Source organism: Streptomyces melanogenes, from assembly GCF_014649795.1.
Classification (GTDB): Bacteria; Actinomycetota; Actinomycetes; order Streptomycetales; family Streptomycetaceae; genus Streptomyces; species Streptomyces noboritoensis.
Genome location: NZ_BMTS01000017.1, coordinates 67468 through 84188, shown reverse-complemented (window position 1 = coordinate 84188; position 16721 = coordinate 67468). Strand labels below are relative to the sequence as shown.

General features: G+C 68.7%; 18 protein-coding genes. 11 read left to right on the top strand and 7 right to left on the bottom strand.

The features are described 5' to 3' along the window. Positions 1-35 precede the first annotated feature (35 nt). A complete protein-coding gene (locus IE252_RS30940; RefSeq protein WP_190092729.1) occupies positions 36-716 on the top strand; it encodes a TetR/AcrR family transcriptional regulator in 681 nt (226 codons plus the stop codon). 109 nt (positions 717-825) lie between these two features. Here IE252_RS30940 and IE252_RS30935 read toward each other — a convergent pair whose 3' ends face one another. Beyond that, positions 826-1011, bottom strand: coding sequence for a DUF1737 domain-containing protein (locus IE252_RS30935; RefSeq protein WP_190092728.1), 186 nt, complete (start codon positions 1009-1011; stop codon positions 826-828). Positions 1012-1248: 237 nt separating this feature from the next. On the opposite strand from IE252_RS30935, the gene IE252_RS30930 reads away from it, so the two are divergent. After that, positions 1249-2766: an alpha/beta hydrolase gene (locus tag IE252_RS30930; RefSeq protein ID WP_190092727.1), complete on the top strand. Its 1518-nt coding sequence runs from the start codon at positions 1249-1251 to the stop codon at positions 2764-2766. Positions 2767-2875: 109 nt separating this feature from the next. Further along, a complete protein-coding gene (locus tag IE252_RS30925; RefSeq protein WP_190092726.1) occupies positions 2876-4054 on the top strand; it encodes a cytochrome P450 family protein in 1179 nt (392 codons plus the stop codon). 63 nt (positions 4055-4117) lie between these two features. Here IE252_RS30925 and IE252_RS30920 read toward each other — a convergent pair whose 3' ends face one another. Next, the gene (locus IE252_RS30920; RefSeq protein ID WP_190092725.1) at positions 4118-4693 is read right to left on the bottom strand and encodes a TetR/AcrR family transcriptional regulator; all 576 of its coding nucleotides are present in this window, start codon (positions 4691-4693) and stop codon (positions 4118-4120) included. Positions 4694-4763: 70 nt separating this feature from the next. Between IE252_RS30920 and IE252_RS30915 the strand changes: the two genes are divergently transcribed. The 3 genes from IE252_RS30915 (at position 4764) to IE252_RS44005 (ending at position 6717) form a co-directional block, all read left to right on the top strand. After that, positions 4764-5657 (top strand): NADP-dependent oxidoreductase, encoded by an 894-nt coding sequence (locus IE252_RS30915; protein ID WP_190092724.1) that lies wholly within the window; start codon positions 4764-4766, stop codon positions 5655-5657. Between the two features lie 324 nt (positions 5658-5981). Further along, positions 5982-6518 carry a GNAT family N-acetyltransferase gene (locus tag IE252_RS30910; protein WP_190092723.1) on the top strand — a complete coding sequence of 179 codons (537 nt, stop codon included), beginning with the start codon at positions 5982-5984 and terminating at the stop codon, positions 6516-6518. Positions 6519-6594: 76 nt separating this feature from the next. Further along, positions 6595-6717 (top strand): hypothetical protein, encoded by a 123-nt coding sequence (locus IE252_RS44005; RefSeq protein WP_268248432.1) that lies wholly within the window; start codon positions 6595-6597, stop codon positions 6715-6717. Between the two features lie 175 nt (positions 6718-6892). Here the strand turns inward: IE252_RS44005 and IE252_RS30905 are convergent, their stop codons facing one another. After that, positions 6893-7837, bottom strand: coding sequence for a 5'-nucleotidase (locus IE252_RS30905; protein ID WP_190092722.1), 945 nt, complete (start codon positions 7835-7837; stop codon positions 6893-6895). Positions 7838-8050: 213 nt separating this feature from the next. On the opposite strand from IE252_RS30905, the gene IE252_RS30900 reads away from it, so the two are divergent. From IE252_RS30900 to IE252_RS30885, 4 genes are all read left to right on the top strand, one after another. Further along, the gene (locus IE252_RS30900) at positions 8051-9070 is read left to right on the top strand and encodes a tetratricopeptide repeat protein (RefSeq protein WP_190092721.1); all 1020 of its coding nucleotides are present in this window, start codon (positions 8051-8053) and stop codon (positions 9068-9070) included. A 483-nt stretch (positions 9071-9553) separates the two neighbouring features. Beyond that, complete coding sequence (locus IE252_RS30895; RefSeq protein WP_190092720.1) at positions 9554-9883, top strand: SCO4225 family membrane protein; 330 nt, start codon at positions 9554-9556, stop codon at positions 9881-9883. A gap of 618 nt (positions 9884-10501) precedes the next feature. After that, positions 10502-11239, top strand: a complete 738-nt coding sequence (locus IE252_RS30890) for a DUF5317 family protein (RefSeq protein ID WP_190092719.1) — start codon at positions 10502-10504, stop codon at positions 11237-11239. Positions 11240-11722: 483 nt separating this feature from the next. Continuing rightward, entirely contained in the window at positions 11723-12277 is a 555-nt protein-coding gene (locus tag IE252_RS30885; RefSeq protein ID WP_190092718.1) for a P-loop NTPase family protein, read from the top strand. Positions 12278-12502: 225 nt separating this feature from the next. On the opposite strand, the gene IE252_RS30880 is transcribed toward IE252_RS30885, so the two are convergent. The 4 genes from IE252_RS30880 to IE252_RS30865 all read right to left on the bottom strand — a co-directional run bounded on the left by IE252_RS30880 (position 12503) and on the right by IE252_RS30865 (position 15221). Further along, complete coding sequence (locus IE252_RS30880) at positions 12503-12805, bottom strand: DUF6355 family natural product biosynthesis protein (RefSeq protein WP_190092819.1); 303 nt, start codon at positions 12803-12805, stop codon at positions 12503-12505. A 329-nt stretch (positions 12806-13134) separates the two neighbouring features. After that, entirely contained in the window at positions 13135-14340 is a 1206-nt protein-coding gene (locus IE252_RS30875) for a HEAT repeat domain-containing protein (RefSeq protein WP_190092717.1), read from the bottom strand. 132 nt (positions 14341-14472) lie between these two features. Next, the gene (locus IE252_RS30870; protein WP_190092716.1) at positions 14473-14655 is read right to left on the bottom strand and encodes a hypothetical protein; all 183 of its coding nucleotides are present in this window, start codon (positions 14653-14655) and stop codon (positions 14473-14475) included. Positions 14656-14777: 122 nt separating this feature from the next. Next, the gene (locus tag IE252_RS30865; protein ID WP_190092715.1) at positions 14778-15221 is read right to left on the bottom strand and encodes a hypothetical protein; all 444 of its coding nucleotides are present in this window, start codon (positions 15219-15221) and stop codon (positions 14778-14780) included. 537 nt (positions 15222-15758) lie between these two features. Between IE252_RS30865 and IE252_RS30860 the strand changes: the two genes are divergently transcribed. Beyond that, on the top strand, positions 15759-16394 hold the full coding sequence (locus IE252_RS30860) for a hypothetical protein (protein ID WP_190092714.1): 636 nt from the start codon (positions 15759-15761) through the stop codon (positions 16392-16394). Positions 16395-16721 lie beyond the last annotated feature (327 nt).

Sequence of the window (16721 nt, the reverse complement as noted above, 5' to 3'; positions counted from 1 at the left end):
CACTGTATCGCTCCCAACGCTGTATTGTCGTCGGCATGTTGGTGTGGGAGCGGCCGGAGCCGCCGGAACGACCGATGCCGGCCCCGCTGAGCCGGGAGCGGATCGTCCAAGCGGCGATCCAACTCGCCGATGCGGACGGCCTGGACGGGGTGTCGCTACGTAAGGTCGCCGCGGCGCTGAACGTCGGACCGATGCGGCTGTACGGCTACATCGACACCAAGGAGGAGCTGCTCGACCTGATGGTCGACGCGGTTCACGCGGAGATCAGGCCGACCGGAGACAGTTGGCGAGAGGTGCTGTGGTCCCTTGCCGACGCCATGAGGCAAGCCGCCCACCGGCACGAATGGCTCGCCGACCTGCTCGGCGGGCGCCCCCAGCTCGGGCCGAACACGCTGGCCAGCGGAGAGTCCGTGCTGGCCGCGATGAGTGGCGTCGACCTGGACACGGTCGTGCCGGCGGTCGCCGCGGTCAATGCGTACGTGATCGGCGCGGTACGCCGGGAGATCACCGAGCGGCGCGCCGAGCGGACCTCGGGGATGGACAAGCAGCAGTGGCAGGCCACCTTCGGGCCTTATCTGCAGCGGACCTTCGCCACCGGCCGATTCCCCGCGCTGGCCTCGCTCGTCCACGACGGCCCCCACCTGGACGCCGACCAAACCTTCTGGACCGGCCTCGACTTCCTCCTCGACGGCATCGAGGCCCGCGTCTCAAGCTGACGGGTGGCCGGGGGAGAGACGAGTGCGGCCCGTGGTTGCGGTGCCGCTTGTTGGCAGACCGTCCACCGTACGCACAGGTGGACGTCGCCCCGGCGGTCATTTCACATCCCTACGGCTGGGTTGGCCAGAGGAGCGCCTGAGCGACGATGACTCTCTCACCGTTGAAGGAGATGGCAGGACCTTCATGTAGTTCGTAGCCAAGGCTGATCGCTTCGCTCACACGTTGGCAGAACGTGGCGTCGTCCGGCCCGGTCAAGACCCGGTAGATCGGTAGTCCGTCTGGTGGCGTCCTCATGAGGTGAAGGATGCCAGATGCACCCGTTCACCGGGCCGGCCCCTCTCCGCCCGCAGCGAGCAGCCGTTCACCCTCATTCCGGCCCCGGCGTCGGCCCAATCGCCGGGCCGGACGGCCCACCGGCGGCCTCCCCCGATCGGGGGAGCGAATTCTCCCGCCTTCCCGCGATGTGCCGTTGGGCCCCGGAAACCAGAATCGGGGCCACACCAGTTGACGGGACGAAGGACGAGCATCATCGTGCGAAGCAGAAACACCCGCAAGGCTTCCCTACTCGCCGTCGGCCTCGCGGCGGCCACTCTTACGGGGCTGACGCCCGCAACGGCGTTCACCGCGTCCACGGCATCCGTCGCCTCCACTGCCAAGGACCCCCTGCGGCAGTACACGCAGCAGAAGCTCCAGTGGAAACGCTGCGACGCCAAGGGCCCCGCCACCTTCCAGTGCACGACGCTCAAGGTGCCGCTGGACTACAGCGACCCCGGCGGCAAGACGATCGGCCTCGCGATATCCCGGCTGAAGGCGGGCAGTACGAAGGAACGTCGGGGCGTTCTGCTGCTCAACCCGGGCGGTCCCGGCGCACCGGGACTGCGTCTGCCCACCGACCCGGCCATGAACTTCCCCGCGGAAGTGCAGCGGCGCTACGACCTCGTCGGCTTCGACCTGCGGGGCGCCGGGCAGAGCACCCCCGTCAGCTGTGGGCTGACCGCCGAGGAGCAGGCTGACCGGCCGTACAAGGCGGCGACTTTCGCGAAGGACGTGGACCGGGCCCGTACCGTCGCCGAGAAGTGCCGGGCCAGGGCCGGTGACAAGCTGCCGCATCTCACCACCCGCAACGCCGCTCGCGATATGGACGTCATCCGCGCCGTGCTGGGTGAGAAGAGGATCTCCTACCTGGGGTACTCGTACGGCACCTATCTCGGCGCTGTCTTCATGCAGTTGTTCCCCCAGCGGGCCGACCGGTTCGTGCTGGACAGCGCGACCGACCCTACGCGGATCTACCGGGGCATGTTCCAGGACATGGCGAAGGCCGCCGAACAGGCCTTCACGCGCTGGACCGCATGGACCGCCCGTCGGCACACGGCGTACGGACTGGGCGACACCCCGGCCAAGGTCCGTAAGACCTATTGGGATCTGATCGCGCGGGCGAACCGCGAGCCCATCCCTTTCGAGGGGCAGGCCCTCACCGGCGACGACATCCGCGCTGACAACAGCACGTTCTTCCACGTACGGAAAGCCGCCGAACGGATCGCCGGGCTGAAGGACGCGGCCGAGGGCCGGAACCCGGCTCCGATCGGCACGGCCGGTCAGGCCCAGGAGCCCGATGACAACTTCGCCTCCATCGCCTGGTCCTTCATGTGCGCCGACACCCGTACCTGGTCGCACCATCCCAAGCGCTACCGCCGCGAGGCGATCCGCGACAAGGCCCGGTATCCGCTGTACGGCGACTTCTCGGCCGCCATCACGCCCTGTGCCTTCTGGCAGCAGGGCAGCGAGCCGCAGACCAGGATCGACAACACGGTCGGTGCGCTGATCACGCAGAACGAGTGGGACTCCCAGACGCCCCTCTTCTCCGGCCGGGCCATGCACCGGGCCCTGCGCGGCTCCCAGATGCTCACTGTCGCCGGTGGCGAGGGACACGGCGTCCTCTACGCGCCCGACGGCAATCCGTGCGCGGACGAGGCCGCAACGGTCTACCTGAGCACGGGCAGGCTCCCCGCCAAGGATCTGACCTGCCAGGCCACGACCGGCCAGAAGTAGCAACCCCGCACGCTCCCGGAGTTCACCCCAACCCACCCAAGACCACGAGTAAGTGCGCGCTGACCGGCTCTTTTGTGAGGGGGTAGATCAGGTCGTACGGTCTGAGGCCATGACCGAGTCAGCTCACGATCCCCGTGTCCTGCGGGACCCCTACGCGACGTACGCGGCCATGCGGTCCGCATGCCCGGTCCAGTCCGTGCCCGCCGGTTCCGGAGGGCGTGCCAACTACCTCGTCACGGGCTACGCGGAGGCCCGGGAGGCCCTCAGCGACTCCCGTCTGTCGAAGGACACGAGCGTCTTCTTCGCGGGCAAGGAGTCGCGGCGCCGACTGCATCCGGCGGTGGCTCACACCATGTTGGCCAGTGACCCGCCCCGGCATACCCGGCTACGGAAGCTGGTGACCAAGGAGTTGACGACCGGGGCCGTCAACCAACTGCGGCCCTTCATCGCCCGGGCCGCCGACAAGCTGCTGGACCAGTGGCCCGTCGGCGGACCGCTCGACTTCGTGGCTCACCTGGCGGTTCCCCTGCCGGTCATCGTGATCTGCCAACTGCTCGGAGTGCCACTCGCCGACCGGTCTGCGGTACAGGACTGGTCCGCAGAACTGTTCGCGGCGGGAGAGTCTGACGTCATCGACGCGGCCTCACACGCGTTGGCCGGATACATGACGGACCTCATCGCCGCCAAGCGTCTCGACCCCGGCAACTCGCTCCTGGACCGGCTCATCTCGGCTCGGGACGGAGAGGACCGCCTGGGCGAGGAGGAACTGGTTTCCCTGGCCGTGCTGCTGCTCGTGGCCGGACACGAGACCACCACCAACGCTCTCGGCAACGCCCTCTTCGCGCTGTTCCAGCATCCGGCCGTGCTGGATCGCCTTCGGGAGAATTCGGACGCGGTGCCTGCCGCGCTGGACGAACTGCTCCGCTTCGACTCGGCGGTGAGCATGGCCACCTTCCGGTTCACCACGCAGGCCGTCACGCTCGGTGGCACCGAGATCCCGGCCGGTGTCCCGGTCCTGGTCGCGTTGGGGGCAGCCAACCGCGACCCGGCCCGGTTCCCGGAGCCGGACCACCTCGACCTGGACCGGGACGCGGCCGCTCATCTCGCGTTCGGTCACGGTATCCACCGGTGTGTTGGCGCCCCCTTGGCCGTGGCCGAGCTGGAGATCGCCCTGCGAGCGGTGCTGACCAGATTCCCCGGAATCCGCCTCGCCGTACCGCCCGACCGACTGGAGTGGCGGCGCACCCGTCTCGTCCGTGGGCTGGTCTCGCTTCCCGTGCTGCTCTAGGGCGAGGCGGCGCACCGGGGTGTCGGGAGGCCACAGCCGTGGCGGCGTGCGGGCGTCCCCGGCTCAGGGTGCGGTGGCTTCCCAGGCCGCCTCGATCATCTGGAAGATCTCGTCCACCGTGGCCCGGGGATCGTCCGCCCGGCAGGCCATTGCGTACGCATCGATGGTGAACCGCGCGGTCGCCCCGCAGGCCGTCGCACTCCGGGACAGGTGGGGATCGGCGGCCAGCGCCGCTGCCAGCGCCTGCGCGTGACGCAGGCTCATCGACTCCTCGTATTCCCGCAGGGCAGGTGATCCCTCGATCATGCGCCGGACGGGGGCACTGCCCTCCGCCGTGCAGTGCTCCACCAGGGCTTGGACCTCGCGGTGCAGCGCCGGGATGAGCGGCTCGTGCGGAGGGCGGTCGGTGACCGCGCGCGTGAGCCGCTGCTCGAAGTCCTGGTCGCGCTCGAACACCAGGGCCTCTTTCGAGGCGAAGTGGGCGAAGACGGTGGTGACGGCCACGTCGGCCTCGGCCGCCACGTCACGGATGCCCACGGCGTCGTACCCGCGCTCCAGGAAGAGACGCAGTGCGGTGTCAGCGATCTTCTGACGGGTCGCGGCCTTCTTGCGTTCGCGGCGTCCGGACGGCTCGGTCATGGCCTGACACTACCAGGTAGGAATCCCTAACCGTTGTGAAACCCTAACGGTTACGGTTAATTTCGACCGCATGAAGAAAATCAGCTTCGCCGAGTTCGGCGGTCCCGAGGTCCTGCAACTGGTGGAAGCCGAGGAGCCCCACGCGGGCCCCGGCCGGATACGCATCGCGGTACGGGCCGCGGGCGTCAACCCCGTCGACTGGAGGATCCGGGAGGGCCAGGTCCTGGGCGCCCACCCGGTCGAACTGCCCGCCGGGGTTGGACTGGACGCCGCCGGGGTGGTGGACGAGGTCGGCGAGGGCGTCGACGGGGTCGAGGTCGGCGACCGCGTGTTTGGCGAAGGCGCCGACACGTACGCCGAATTCGCCGTGCTGTCGGCCTGGGCCCGGATGCCCGAGGGACTGGCCTTCGAGGAGGCCGCCGGGTACCCGTCGGTGGTGGAGACCGCGCTGCGCATCATCCGCGAGGTCGGCGTGCGGCTCGGGCAGACGCTGCTGGTCAGCGGCGCGTCCGGCGGCGTCGGGTCGGCGGTGCTGCAGATCGCCCGCGAGCGCGGCATCACGGTGATCGGCACGGCCGGGGCCGCGAACCAGGACTACCTGCGCGGCCTGGGCGCCCTCGCCACGACGTACAACGAGGGCTGGGTCGAACGGGTGCGGCACCTGGGCCGGGTCGACGCGGCCCTCGACCTGGCCGGCTCGGGCGTGATCCGCGAACTCGTCGAGCTGACCGGGGACCCGCGCAAGGTCGTCTCCATCGCCGACCTCGGTGCGCCGCAGCTGGGCGTCCGGTTCTCCGGCGTGGCCGGGAGCGTGCCGGACGCGCTCGCCGAGGCCGTCGACCTCATCTCCCGGGGCAGGCTCCACATTCCGGTCGAGAAGTCGTACCCGCTCACCGAGGCAGCGGCGGCGCACGCCGACAGCCGCGCCGGCCACACCCGGGGGCGCCGGGTCCTGGTCGTCTGAATGGGCCCGCCCGGCGTCCCGCGCCGAAAGGCCGGTCACCTGCGCGTTGATCGTCTATTGATTGGCGGCTGGCCTACTGAGGGCCAGTGTTCGGTTCGCGTCCTAGGAGAGCCATGGTGGTCAGGCAGGTAGTTCGAGTGGCGGTCGGTGTCGCGGCGGTCTTGGCGCTCGGCGTCGCGGGCGCGTCGGTTCACACGGATTCAGCCCCGCGCGATGCGGCGGGATCTGCAGGCCCGGTGACTCCTGCGGGCTGCTCTGGCGTCCCGGCGGGCTGCACATGACAGGGCGGGGTTCCCGCTTCGGCAACCGGTATGTGAGGGATGGATGACGGACATCGTGACGCGTCGGCTGCGGCTACGGCGGTTCAGCCGTGACGATGCGTCGGCTCTCTCCCGATATCGCTCCGATCCCTGTGTCGCCCGCTACCAGTCCTGGCGTTCGCCGATCGATCAGGCGGAGGCGGAGGCGATCGTCGCGGGCTATCTCACGGAGAGTCCCGACGGGCCTGGTGTGTTCCAGTACGCGATCGAGCGGCACCGGCAGCCCGGCTTGATCGGTGATCTCGCTGTCGCGCGAGAGAGCGACTGCGGTCAGGCGGTGGTGGGCATCACGCTGGCGCCGGACATGCGGCGCCGGGGCTACGCGACCGAAGCGATGACCGCTGTGATCGACTGCCTCTTCGGCACGGTGAAGTGGATCACGGCCAGCTGCGATGTCCGCAACACCGCCTCCGCGAAGCTCCTTCGACGCGTGGGCTTCGAACAGTGGGGTCGGGAGAAGCGGTACGTGGAGCAGCGTGGCGTTCACGCCGATTTCCTGCTGTTCAGGATGCCGGGCGAGCAGTCACGTTGCCCCTCATGAACCTGCCGGGAACCAGTCGGGTTCCACGGGCAAATCACCGAGCGCACTCACGCGCAAATCACAACAGGAGGACAGCATGGTGGATCCGGGCCGCGTAGGAAGCCGCGTCGCGCCGACCGACGAGAAGGACAGCGGCGACGCCGTGGACGCACCGACTCAGCCGGACGAGCCGGGCAGCGCTGACGAGCCCGAGGCGTAGTTCGCGGATCGTCCGGAGGGCTTGGCGTTCAAGGTGGCGGCCTTCTCAGTGGTTTCCCTCCGCAGAGAAGGCCGCTGCTTGCCGCAAGGGGCCTGCCGGCGGCCGGGGCCAGATGGGGTGGAGTCTGGAAACCCGTGCCTCGACGACGCGCGAGGGCCGACCTCGGTACGCCCACTCATCCGGTCGCGGGCGGGGGTGTGTTGACGACGCCGAACGGCACGTGGACGCTCGGGGTTGCCGGTGCCGTGCCGTTGAGGTGGGAGACCTGGTCGTCGAAGAAGATGTGCGGGTCGAGGGCGTGCATCACGGTGGCCTTGTCGATGCCACCGAGGAAGAAGGCGTCGTTGACGCGAAGGCCCCACTGCTTGAGGCTGCGCACGAGCCGTTCGTGTGCCGGGGCGTCCCGGGCGGTGACCAGCGACACCCGCAGACGGGGCTGGTACGACGGGTCCTGGCGGCGTGCCTCCTCCTCGCGGCGCTGGATGCGGTTGATGCCCGCGAGGAAGTCCTTCAAGGGACCGGGGTCGTGAGCCGTGGTCACGTTGCGGACCTCGTGTGCGCGGAACGCGTCGATGCCGGCGTCCTGGTAGATCCGCTCGGAGGCGTCGTCCGCCACGACGCCGTCGAAGTCGAAGGCGATGCGGAGTTCCCGGTCGGCGTCGTCGTCGACCCTCTTCGTCTTGAGTACGTGCCCCGCCGGCAGCCCGTCGGCCACCGCCTCGCGGACGTCCGAACCGTTGGCCGACAGGAACAAAGACATGTTCAGGGCGGGCATGAACCGGTGTGGCGACCGCCCCTGCCGGAAGACGGCCCGACTGATGGGCAGGCCGTGCGCCGCGATGGACCGCATGACACGGAGCCCGGTGTCCGGGTCGTTGCGCGACAGGATGATGACCTCGACAAGTGGGTCGGAGGGGCCCGCGAGGTCGTTCAGCGACAGCAGGCGCCGGACGAAGGGGAAGGCCACGCCCTGCTCCAGGACGTCGTCCAGATGGGTCTCCTGGTATGCCCGGTACGCGGCCTCGCCCTGCTCGCGGAAGACCGCATCGCAGTCAGTGAGGTCGAACAGGGCGCTGGAAGCGATCCCGATGACGAGGCGGTCGGACAGGTCGTACTTCATCTCGCCCCCTGCTGGCACACGTGCAACATCGAGAGGGTTATCACCTTTTCGCATATGCCGAAAACATGTGCGGCCACCGGGTGGGGGTGTGGGCAGGGAGCAAGGCCTTGAGCAGCCTGGCTCCGGCTCGGGCCGCTCCCCCTCTGCGCAGCGCCGACAGCCGGGTGCGGCGTTTGCCCGCGTGAGGGGGAGAGCGGCGGGCATCATGGGGTGGTGGCTGACCACCAGGCGAGCAACACCCGTGAGTCCACATCGACGCAAGTGCTGGCCGCGGCGTTGAGCAACCAGCAGATCGACCCCGGCCAGGTGCTCACTCCCACGCAGTTGCTGGCTGCGGTGCTGGTGCTGCTCGTGGTCTCCGTTCCCGCGTTCATCGCCGGTGCGGCCACGACCACCTCGCCGGGCTGGGTGCCGGCGATGTTCGCGGTCGCGGCGGTGCTGGACGTCCCGCTGGCCCTGCTCTTCGTCTACCGGCTCTTGACCAAGCACCGGCAGCAGATCACCAGCGACGCGGTGTACGAGCGGGCGGTGCTGCGGGTCCCTCACGCAAGCCGTGACCTCGATGAATCACTCACTCACGCGGGGATCGACACCGAGGGCCTGGTCAGTGGAACCGCCACCGTGGACCAGCAGGTGCGCACAGCCCTGGAACAGATGGAAGCGGTGATGAGCATCCTGCGCGATCGTGCCGCAGACGGCGCTGTGCCGCCTGATGTCGAACTGAACCTGGCCAGGGCGCTGATGGCTGAACGCCGGTGGGCAGAGGCGGCAGAGCACTTCGACCGGTACGTCACTCAAGTCGAGGTGGACTGGGAGGTTCATTTCGTACGGGGCGTCGCCCACGGCAATACCCGAGGAGGACCGTCGTCCGACCTCTCCGCATGGCGGGCGTACAACGAGGCGATCGCCCTGCTGCCGGACGAGACGGAGCCGAATGTCAGCGCGCGGCTTTTCGCCTACCGAGGGGCGATGGCAAAGCGCCTCGGTCGATACGACCAAGCCGAGTCGGATCTACAACTGGCCAGGCGGCACGCCACCGCCAACTACGAGATCACCGACATCGCCTACAACCTGGCCGCGGTGTACGCCCTGGCAGGCCGCCGCGACGAGGCACTCGCCGAACTACGCACATTGCGCGACCTGGGACACATCAATCTCGTCCGTGGGCACTTGGACGACTACTTCAGCACGTTGCGCCAAGACCCTGAGTTTCGGCGGATCACAGGGATCTGATGGCGCTGGCGCGCACAGGTTTGCGTCCGCTCCGCTGGAACCGGCCATCCCGTCTTCGGCGCAGAACCATTGAACGCCTGGGAAAGGATCGAACTGGTTTGGCGGAGGGCCCCGGCGGGTTCTTGCCGCCTGCCCCGAGCTGCTCATGACGACGATCCTGGCGGCCGCGTACTGTACGGGAGAGGCTCCTGCTGGTGTTCGTCGACTGTTCTTGGGAGACTGACGGTACGGCGCGGCCGGTCGGGTCAAGAAGCGGTGTGGGTGCCAGCCGCACGCGTGGCATGCGGGCGATGCCTTCGCGAACCCGCCGGGTCAGCGGACACGATCACGCTGATGACCTTCCTCAAGACGTGGCCCGGGCCGAGATCCAGTGGTCGTCCCGGGCGAATAGCGGACCGTACGGACGTACTGGGTACGGATACTCACGACACAGCCACGGCTGCGCCCGACCATGGGGACAGACACGTCTCCTGGAGGGACCCGATGCACGCTCGTACCCTGATGCGCCTGACCTTCGCCAACCCGGCCTCGGCGGTCTACCTCGGGCTCTTCGGCGCCGCCGTCGCGATCGCCACGGCCGTCACCGTCTTCAGCCCGGACCCCGGATTCATCTGGGTATGGCCCGCCTTCTTCGCCTTCCCCACCCTGTTGTTCGCCGTAGTGGTCGGCGAGGCGGTCGGGGGAGCGGGAGAGGTACCCACCTGGCTCCTCCTCGGCGGGCTGGTCGCCTGTGTGCTGGCGCAGTCGCTCTGCCTCGGAGTGCTCGTGGAGGTCCTACGCGGCCGCCGCCGGGGGCTCACGCAGCCACACTGACGGCGAGGCCCGCGCGCCCCTGTTCAGCGTGGCCGTCGCCGGAGAGGTCACCGTGCTGCTGGCGCCGGGGCCAGCCCGGGCTCAGGTGTACAAGAGGAGGAGCGGGCCGTCGGCCTCCGGCGGGACTCGCGCCGCCTCAGCCCCCGGCGATGATGCTCCTTGCACTGGAGTCCGCGGCCAGGCAGCACGGTTGTCCGCGGACAAGTCCTGTTGTCCACCTGCAGTTCAGCGGCGACCTGCGTCGATGCCGGCATCGTGGTCCGGACAACGGCGGCTCTGGGGAGAGTTGCTGTCGTCAGTGAGAAGCAGTGGCGATTTACCGAATGAGTGCTGCGGATGGCGCGCCCGTCGTCCAGCGGAGCCGTAACGGCAATCCCGGTCAGGGCTGGTACGGGCAACTCCCGCCGCAGGGCAGGAGCAATGCCGGTCGCCGCAGCCTGCCGGGCTCACCGGCCCGGGAGTTGGCGTCGCTGCTTGGCAGCGAGCATGTGCCGTGCAGAAGGAGAACCAGATGAGTGGCGAACGGCCTGGAGCGGACGGCGAAGCTGCACTCCTGTATCCCCACGTGGGACCGGCCGCCAGCGTATGCCTCGCTCTCGCAGCCCTGGCGAGCAGCGTATGTACGTCGTGGGCACTGCGGTGAGCGGGCAGGCGGTGCTGCTCTTCGGGTTCCCGGCGATCGTCGGTGTGGTGGCAGGGTACGTGAGCGGTGGTCGCCTGGGCGGACTGCTCGCCACCCGGCTGCGGGCACTGTGGCTGGTGTGGCTCGCCGGCGCGGCGCAGATGGCAGAGTACGCCGTCGACCGTCTCGACGGCCGGCCGGGCCAGGCACTGCGCAGCGTGCTGCTGGCCACGGTCTTCGTGACGGTGCTGGGGTGGCTGCTCGCCAACGTGCGGGGACGCAGCCGCGCACTGAAGAGCGCCGCGTTGACGGCCCTGGGCGGCGGGTTGCTCAACGGCATGGCGATCGCGTTCAACGGGCGGATGCCCTACTCGCGTACAGCCGCGGCCGCCGCCGGCATCCCGCCGGGGCAGGAAACGGCCAAGAACATCGCCGCCGGGCGCGGCAGCCGACTGGCCTTCCTCGGCGATGCCATCCCCGTACCACCGCTCCACGCGGTCATCAGCGTCGGCGACATCCTCATCACGCTGGGAGCCGCCGCAGTCATCGCCACAGCCATGCACCAGCTCACACCACCACACACCACGGAGGCAAGACATGACTCAAACGATCAACGTACGGCGCCTGATGACGGCGCTGTTCACCCTGGCCACCTTCGCCGTGCTGCTCTACACCATCGGAGCCCCCGACTGGACCGGGGGCTGAGACCTCAACCCGAAAGGAGACCGACGTGATCCGAACCATCAGCGTGCAGCGTTTGGTGACGGCGCTGTTCACCGTGGCGACCTTTGCCCTGCTCCTGTACACCATCGGAGCCCCCGACATGACGGGTGGCTGAGAGCTCACTCGGAAAGGAGACTGACGTGACCCGAACCGTCAGTGTGCAGCGTGTGATGACCGCGCTGTTCACCGTGGCCACCTTCGCCCTGTTGCTCTACACCATCGGGGGCCCCGACTTCGGCGGCGGCTGATCCGCTACGAAAGGGGTCAGCTGGCGTGGTGGATTTCCTCACCGCAACAGCCCGACCCCAGCCTGCTGGATCACTTGGCCAGCCAGGATGCCGGGTAGCCCTGGCTCCTGGCTGGTTGCGGTCGCGGCCATAGTGGTGAGGGGAACGTCTGAACGGATGAGTGCACTGAAACCCTGGTGCTCCTATCCGTCATCCTGGCCATACTGTGCAGACCAGCCGGAGACGTAAGACGTAGAGCGAGCAGTGATGAACCACCACGACCGTGCGAACGGGGCAGAGCCGCGTGCACTGCTGATCACCGGCACCGTCGGCGTCGGCAAGACTTCGGCCGCCGATCTGCTGGGCGATCTTCTCTCTGACGCCGGTGTGCCGCACGCGGTCATGGACCTGGATCGCCTCTGCCAGTCGTGGCCCGCCCCTGAAGACGACCCGTTCAACTTCGCTCTGCTGCTGCGCAACCTGCGGGCCCTGACCGCGAACTTTCTCGACGCCGGTGTGGAGCGGCTCGTCCTGGCCGGAGTGGCCGAAAGCACGGCCGACCGAGACGCCTACCAGGCAGCCATCGGCATGCCGCTCAAGGTGTGCCGCCTGACGGCGGACCTTCCCGTCGTGCACAGCCGGCTCAGGCACCGCCATGAAACCGACAACGACCCCGAGTCCCTGCCCTGGCACCTGGAACGCGCCGACCAGCTCGACAAGGTCCTCGAACAGGCCGACATCGCCGACTTCACCATCGACACCACCCACGTTGCGCTCCCGGCCGTTGCCTCCGCCATTCTGAAGACCGCTGGTTGGACCTGACCCGACCCCGACTACGCCGGGGGTCGTGGCGTCTTGTGAGAGCAGGCCGGGGCAGTGGGCGGGCCAGGAGTGGATTCCGTATCCCACAGGGGAGGGTGCATACACCCTGGTGAACCGGAATGGTGGAAGCGCCTGAAGGCCATCGTTCTGCGTGGGCAGCCTGGCCGCTCGTCCCCTCCTGAGGGGACGAGCGGCCAGACGCCGACGTGATGATGGGCGCTCCGGTCAGGGCCCGGTGTCTCCCGGGTGGGTACAGAGGCCGCCTTGGTAGTTGCTGTCGTACCAGGCGCCGGTGGCGTCGAGGTCCAGGTTGGTGCGGCCCGGTCCCACGCAGCGGTGGTAGTTGGACCGGGGCCACCGCTTGACCTGGATCCACACGTTGGTGTTGGTGGCGCAGTGCTCGTAGTAGGCGCGTTCGCCTCCCCTGCTCTCGTTCCAGCCGCAGCCCGCAGCGTAGGTCTTACCGGCCTCGGAAAGCGCCTGGACGGCCGGGGCAGTGGCGGCTCCCGCGCTGGCCGAGGCCGGCATTGATGCCAGGGCGCCGATGGTCAGCGCTGCTGTGGCGGCAACTGCTGTGCAAAGTCGTGCCTTGAGGAAAGTCATGCCACTACTGCTATCGGATACCGCTTGCCCCGGGACAGCGAAAAAGGATCAAACCCCTCGGACGAGGGATCGCCCTGCGGTGCCCATTGGCCCGTCTGCGCTGCCCGCCCCCCCGACGGCTTTGAGGAGACGCTGCGCGAGGCGCACCAGGACGTGCCGGTCAGCCGCTACGAGTTGTGGGCTGGCTGGCTGAGCAGCAGATAGCCCCGGCCGCACCAGCCCTATGTACTTGTGGCCTTCTCGGCCCTCCCCGCTCAGTCCTGCCAGTAAAACAGCAGGGTGTCGACGTTGAGAGGGTCGCGTGCGCCGAAGTAGTAGACGCACAGGTCGGTGACCCGGATGCCGCCGATGGCTGCGTGGATCCAGCGGAACCCAGCCTCCTCCAGTACCCGCCGAGCGGGATGCCGGTCGTCGTCGCTTGTGGCGAAGCGCCCGAGGGCACTGATGTAGATGTCCTCGTCGCCGCACGAGATCACGTGATAGGTGCCGTCGCCCTGCTGGTTGTGGTCCCCGGCGGAGACCGGCGGGTCCGGGGTGAGACCGCCCGCGGTCAACGCGGCGGTCGCACGTGCGAGTTGGTCGGGCAGGTCCGGACGGACGGGCGGCTCGGTGCACAGGGCTTCGAGGAGCCATCGGGGGTCGCTCTGCCGCTCGCACCAGGGGGCGTACTCGTGGACTATCGCCCGGCGCAGTTCCTCGTCCAGGCCCTCGACTTCGGTCCGCGGGCTGCCGAGCCGCTCGTCGATCCGGCGGGTCTCCGCGGTGTCCCCGGTGAGCCGATGGAGGGCGCAGGCCGCCCGCACCGCGGCCTCGGGGGCGGGCACGTCCTCCAGAAAGGCACGCAGCCGGTCCGGATCCGCGACGAGCGACTGGGCGAGATACGCGATGCCCCGGTCGGAGTCGGCCAGGTACGGCGTCACGTCCCGCCCCGCCCGGTGCCGTGTCCGCAGGGCGAAGCGGCGGTCCTCAGGTCGCTCCTGGCCGAGCTGGGCCAGGAGCGCGTCGGCGCCGTGGTGCTCCACCAGCCCGTCGAGGCCGGCCTCCCCGGTCTCCCGCCACCGCAGCCAGGGCGAGGCCGCGAGCGTGGACAGTCCTGGGGCGGCGGTCCGGTCGCCGAGCAGGCCACGGGTCTTGAGGGCCGCCTCGGCGACGCCGTACGCACTATCCCCACACCCCTCCACGGTGCGCAGCCAAGGTAGGAGCTCCGTCCGGCCCGCGAGGAGGTCGAGGAGTGCGATGCGTACTTCGGCCGTCTCGTCCTCGTCCCGGATCCGGTCGGCGAGGCCAGGGGTGTATGCCTCCGGGACTCGGCCGGCGAGCGCGTGCACACAGATCCGGCGGCGCCACCAGGCGTTGCCGGTGTCCAGAACGTAGCGGGCGAGGGCGTCGGGGTCGTGGGCGTGCAGGGCCGCGGTGTCGGGCTGCCCCCGCTCCGGTATCAACGTGTCGATCTTCCGCATCGGGCGATGCTACGTCCCTGGGACACCGAAGAGCCCCGGATTTCCTTCCGCGCAGGCGCTCCTGCGCGTCGCGATCCCGCCGCGGAACCAGCCGGGCTCGGTAGCGGCCTGGACGGTATGAGGCCTCGCCAGTCAGGGGCTGATGACGAAGTCCCAGACAAACAGCGCTGATCCTGCGAGAACCGCCGCCGTCACCAGGGCACCTGCCCCACCCATGATCTTGGCCGCTATCGGGCGCCGCTGGGGGTTCGCGTACCCGGCGAGCAGCAGTACTGCCGCGGGCCAGAACAGGAACACCCCCAAGAAGACGCCCAACACTCCCCATCCGAGGAGTGCGGTGAAGCCAGGTACGGGGACAGGGCAACGCGAGGCAAGCCCGGGCCCTGCTCAGGAGCCAGGTGTGTCCCAACAGGAGCCTGATGAGAGAGGGGAGTTGATCAGGTCTTGTGCAGTCGTTGACAGGAATACTGTTCGCCGGTGAAGAAGTTGAAGTTGCACACCTCGAACCAGATGTTCGCCACGCCGGAGAACTTGTCGGGCATGCCGGTGCGGGACTGGCTGTCCTGGTTGTCCACGATGATGTTTCTGTCGCTTCCCCATACGGAGTCAAAGTGCATCAAGACCCGGCCGCCCCATCCGTCGCCCGGCCACTGATCGCTGGAGGTGGGTTTGCGGTACTCGGCCGTGTACCAGCCATTGCCATCGGACCAGTACCGGTACTCCACGGAGCCGCGCGTGGCCTTGTTGGTGCTTTCTCCGGCGAACGTACTGAATGCGGGCAGAGCGGCCGGGCTGTGCGGCTCCGCCTGCGCCGGCACGGCGGACAGGACGGCGAACGCCGCGCCAAGACCGAGCCCCATGAGCGATGAGCAGATTTTCATGGACGTCTCCTCTGGCACTGAGATTGCCGCCTCACGCGGCAATCGGATGCTTCAACAGTGCTCAGGGGACGAGCAGTGGTCCTTGACTACCCGTGCACAGACATGGTCGATTCGTGCGCCCGTAGAACACCAGGCACTGCACGTTCACCGCCTACCACCCGACCCATGTCCGGTTCCGGCGATCGCCCGTCTCCCCTGCTCCCGGCGGCGGCCCTGCGCAGACCATCAACCTCCGTCGGTAGACCGTCACATAGGACCGAGGCTAGGACGAATCTAGGACGACCCAAGGACACGTGTCCGTAGCCTCCCTGTTGCCGTCGCGCCTGTGAGCAGCGGGGCATCAGCGCACCTGGATGGAGGGCTCGCCGCCATGGCTGCCGCTGGAGCGCTCCGAGCGTCGGCCCCCAGCCAAGCGGGGGGCCTGGTCCTGCTGCTCCGCGCAAGGCAGGCCCACGCCAGAGGACGGCTCAATCGCCACCGCTGGGCCACCGGCCATGCCGTTGCGCACGCGCCGTCAACACGAGACGAGGGGAAACCGTGTCTGCACTGACGACAGCACGCAAGTTCCGCCGCACCATCGCCATGACCACCGCCGCGCTCGCTCTTGTCGGCGGAACCGCATTCGGCGCCGCCACCACGGCGACGGCCGCTGACGCCGCGCCCGCAACCATCAACGACACCAGCGGCGTCGCTCACCCCGCGCAGCACCCCATCGCGCGCACGAGCACGACGAAAACGACCCTGACCACCGCGTGCAATCCGCGGATCTGGATCGGGGACCAGGCACCGTACGGCTGGCAGGGTTGGATCACCGCCGGATGGGTTCAGCAGTACTGGAACCAGTGCACCGATCACGTGGGTGTCTACTGGTGGTGGAACCAGGACTTCATCAACCGGGTCGGCGGTACGGCGACCATCAAGGTCAGCTCCCCCTACGGGCGGCTCCTGGCCTCGGGCTACGTCAACACGAGCATCACACAGTGGTACTTCGAGGCGTCCCAGTGGACCCACGGCACGCCGAGCCCCGACGCCTGGCGTGCCGGTGCGGAGGTCAACTCCAGCAACTGCACCCAGTGGGCTACGCTGCACTGGTATGGCGGCCAGGATTGGGATGGCGACCGCGGCGGCTGCAACAACCCGTACGCCCCGTACCCGAACGGAACCCAGCCGTGATCCGGCCGTCGTCGTGCTCCCACTCAACCGGCTGACCCAACCTGAGGGCCTTTCCGGCCGCAGTTTGAGGTGTCGCAGGGGCTGTCCAGTCAACGGCTGATCTTGGTTGTTGAGGGGGCAGTGGCTGGTGGTGGGGGTGAGTCGCTCTTCGAAGGTGACCTGGAGGGCGTTCAACGGCGCCTTCCAGCGCATCGTCCAGCGGCGTTGGCCCTTGCAGGTCGGGTCGGGACCGTATCGGATGCCCCGCCGGGTGGCGGGGCATCACTGGTGGGTGCGGCGGTGTCGTGGCCTGATAGCTGCTGATGCCGTGGGGTGACTACGCCGTTA

What these genes read in the sequence shown, in the direction of transcription:
- IE252_RS30920 (WP_190092725.1), bottom strand. Translation starts at nt 4,693, where the DNA reads ATGACCGAGCCGTCCGGACGCCGCGAACGCAAGAAGGCCGCGACCCGT.
- IE252_RS30895 (WP_190092720.1), top strand. Translation starts at nt 9,554, where the DNA reads ATGCACGCTCGTACCCTGATGCGCCTGACCTTCGCCAACCCGGCCTCG.
- IE252_RS44005 (WP_268248432.1), top strand. Translation starts at nt 6,595, where the DNA reads ATGGTGGATCCGGGCCGCGTAGGAAGCCGCGTCGCGCCGACCGACGAG.
- IE252_RS30935 (WP_190092728.1), bottom strand. Translation starts at nt 1,011, where the DNA reads ATGAGGACGCCACCAGACGGACTACCGATCTACCGGGTCTTGACCGGG.
- IE252_RS30940 (WP_190092729.1), top strand. Translation starts at nt 36, where the DNA reads ATGTTGGTGTGGGAGCGGCCGGAGCCGCCGGAACGACCGATGCCGGCC.
- IE252_RS30925 (WP_190092726.1), top strand. Translation starts at nt 2,876, where the DNA reads ATGACCGAGTCAGCTCACGATCCCCGTGTCCTGCGGGACCCCTACGCG.
- IE252_RS30885 (WP_190092718.1), top strand. Translation starts at nt 11,723, where the DNA reads ATGAACCACCACGACCGTGCGAACGGGGCAGAGCCGCGTGCACTGCTG.
- IE252_RS30865 (WP_190092715.1), bottom strand. Translation starts at nt 15,221, where the DNA reads ATGAAAATCTGCTCATCGCTCATGGGGCTCGGTCTTGGCGCGGCGTTC.
- IE252_RS30905 (WP_190092722.1), bottom strand. Translation starts at nt 7,837, where the DNA reads ATGAAGTACGACCTGTCCGACCGCCTCGTCATCGGGATCGCTTCCAGC.
- IE252_RS30880 (WP_190092819.1), bottom strand. Translation starts at nt 12,805, where the DNA reads ATGCCGGCCTCGGCCAGCGCGGGAGCCGCCACTGCCCCGGCCGTCCAG.
- IE252_RS30915 (WP_190092724.1), top strand. Translation starts at nt 4,764, where the DNA reads ATGAAGAAAATCAGCTTCGCCGAGTTCGGCGGTCCCGAGGTCCTGCAA.
- IE252_RS30890 (WP_190092719.1), top strand. Translation starts at nt 10,502, where the DNA reads ATGTACGTCGTGGGCACTGCGGTGAGCGGGCAGGCGGTGCTGCTCTTC.
- IE252_RS30875 (WP_190092717.1), bottom strand. Translation starts at nt 14,340, where the DNA reads ATGCGGAAGATCGACACGTTGATACCGGAGCGGGGGCAGCCCGACACC.
- IE252_RS30910 (WP_190092723.1), top strand. Translation starts at nt 5,982, where the DNA reads ATGACGGACATCGTGACGCGTCGGCTGCGGCTACGGCGGTTCAGCCGT.